The organism is Acinetobacter sp. MF4640, assembly GCF_002018895.1.
In the GTDB taxonomy this organism is placed as follows: Bacteria; Pseudomonadota; Gammaproteobacteria; order Pseudomonadales; family Moraxellaceae; genus Acinetobacter; species Acinetobacter johnsonii.
Genome location: NZ_MVOM01000104.1, coordinates 1 through 2,981 on the forward strand (window position 1 = coordinate 1; position 2,981 = coordinate 2,981).

At 49.9% G+C, this 2,981-nt stretch carries 1 rRNA gene; it reads right to left on the reverse strand.

Going from position 1 to position 2,981, the window contains the following annotated elements:
* Positions 1–67 precede the first annotated feature (67 nt).
* A 23S ribosomal RNA gene (locus MF4640_RS18375) occupies positions 68–2,961 on the reverse strand.
* Positions 2,962–2,981: the final 20 nt, after the last annotated feature.

A 2,981-nucleotide genomic window follows, 5' to 3' on the forward strand; every position in this document is an offset into this window, starting at 1 on the left:
TAGCTTTATAACTAAATCAAGTTGTTTGCAGTGATTTGAACCACAACACCAACTGTTTGGGTGTTGTATAGTCAAGCCTCACGAGCAATTAGTATTGGTCAGCTTCACATATCACTATGCTTCCACATCCAACCTATCAACGTCGTAGTCTTCAACGGCTCTTTAGAGGACATAAAGTCCTAGGGAAATCTTATCTTGAGGTAGGCTTCCCGCTTAGATGCTTTCAGCGGTTATCCCTTCCGAACATAGCTACCCGGCGATGCGACTGGCGTCACAACCGGTACACCAGAGGTTCGTCCACTCTGGTCCTCTCGTACTAGGAGCAGATCCTCTCAAATTTCCAACGCCCACGGTAGATAGGGACCGAACTGTCTCACGACGTTCTAAACCCAGCTCGCGTACCTCTTTAAATGGCGAACAGCCATACCCTTGGGACCTGCTTCAGCCCCAGGATGAGATGAGCCGACATCGAGGTGCCAAACACCGCCGTCGATATGAACTCTTGGGCGGTATCAGCCTGTTATCCCCAGAGTACCTTTTATCCGTTGAGCGATGGCCCTTCCATACAGAACCACCGGATCACTAAGACCTACTTTCGTACCTGCTCGACTTGTGGGTCTCGCAGTTAAGCGCGCTTTTGCCTTTATACTCTACGCGTGATTTCCGACCACGCTGAGCGCACCTTCGTACTCCTCCGTTACTCTTTAGGAGGAGACCGCCCCAGTCAAACTACCCACCAGACATGGTCCTCGTCCCGGATAACGGGACAGAGTTAGAACCTCAATATTACCAGGGTGGTATTTCAAGATTGGCTCCACCGAAACTAGCGTCTCGGTTTCAAAGCCTCCCACCTATCCTACACAAGTAAGATCAAAGTTCAATGTCAAGCTGCAGTAAAGGTTCACGGGGTCTTTCCGTCTAGCCGCGGGTACACCGCATCTTCACGGCGAATTCGATTTCACTGAGTCTCTGCTGGAGACAGCGCCCCCATCATTATGCCATTCGTGCAGGTCGGAACTTACCCGACAAGGAATTTCGCTACCTTAGGACCGTTATAGTTACGGCCGCCGTTTACTGGGGCTTCGATCAAGAGCTTCGCTTACGCTAACCCCATCAATTAACCTTCCAGCACCGGGCAGGCATCACACCCTATACGTCCACTTTCGTGTTTGCAGAGTGCTATGTTTTTAATAAACAGTTGCAGGGGCCTGGTTTCTGTGGCTGCCAATAGCTCAAGGAGTAAATCCTATCACCGTCGGCAGCGTACCTTCTCCCGAAGTTACGGTACCATTTTGCCTAGTTCCTTCAGCAGAGTTCTCTCAAGCGCTTTGGTCTACTCGACCTGACCACCTGTGTCGGTTTCGGGTACGATTCCTATGTAACTGAAGCTTAGAGACTTTTCCTGGAAGCATGGTATCAGCCACTTCACTGTACAAGTACAGCTTGCTATCAGTTCTCAGCATACAGTACCCCGGATTTGCCTAAGATACATGCCTACAACCTTCCACCTGGACAACCAACGCCAGGCTGACTTAACCTTCTCCGTCCTCTCATCGCATTACATAGAAGTATTGGAATATTAACCAATTTCCCATCGACTACGCCTCTCGGCCTCGCCTTAGGGGTCGACTCACCCAGCCCCGATTAACGTTGGACTGGAACCCTTGGTCTTTCAGCGTGCGAGTTTTTCACTCGCATTGTCGTTACTCACGTCAGCATTCGCACTTCTGATACCTCCAGCATACTTCTCAATACACCTTCATCGGCTTACAGAACGCTCCCCTACCACTTGCAATAAATTGCAAATCCGCAGCTTCGGCATATAGTTTTAGCCCCGTTACATCTTCCGCGCAGGCCGACTCGACTAGTGAGCTATTACGCTTTCTTTAAAGGGTGGCTGCTTCTAAGCCAACCTCCTAGCTGTCTATGCCTTCCCACATCGTTTCCCACTTAACTATAATTTTGGGGCCTTAGCTGGCGGTCTGGATTGTTTTCCTCTTGACTACGGACGTTAGCACCCGCAGTCTGTCTCCCGGATAGTACTCATTGGTATTCGGAGTTTGCATCGGTTTGGTAAGTCGGGATGACCCCCTAGCCGAAACAGTGCTCTACCCCCAATGGTATTCGTCCGAGGCGCTACCTAAATAGCTTTCGGGGAGAACCAGCTATCACCGAGTTTGATTAGCCTTTCACCCCTATCCACAAGTCATCCCCTGGCTTTTCAACGACAGTGGGTTCGGTCCTCCAGTTAGTGTTACCCAACCTTCAACCTGCTCATGGATAGATCACCCGGTTTCGGGTCTACACCCAGCAACTAAACGCCCTATTAAGACTCGATTTCTCTACGGCTCCCCTATGCGGTTAACCTTGCTACTGAATGTAAGTCGCTGACCCATTATACAAAAGGTACGCAGTCACCGAACAAGTCGGCTCCCACTGCTTGTATGCATGCGGTTTCAGGATCTATTTCACTCCCCTCACAGGGGTTCTTTTCGCCTTTCCCTCACGGTACTGGTTCACTATCGGTCAGTCAGGAGTATTTAGCCTTGGAGGATGGTCCCCCCATATTCAGACAAGGTTTCACGTGCCCCGCCCTACTCGACATCATCATATCAGCCCTTTCGTGTACAGGACTATCACCCACTATGGTTGCACTTCCCAGAGCATTCCACTAGAACTTATATGACTTAATGGGCTTTTCCCCGTTCGCTCGCCGCTACTAAGGGAATCTCAATTGATTTCTTTTCCTAAGGGTACTGAGATGTTTCACTTCCCCTCGTTCGCCTCGTATGACTATGTATTCATCATACGATACCTGCCTTATGACAGGTGGGTTTCCCCATTCAGAAATCTCCGGATCACAGGATATTTGCCGCCTCCCCGGAGCTTATCGCAGGCTATTACGTCTTTCATCGCCTCTGACTGCCAAGGCATCCACCACATGCACTTAATTACTTGACTATACAACCCCAAACAGTCGT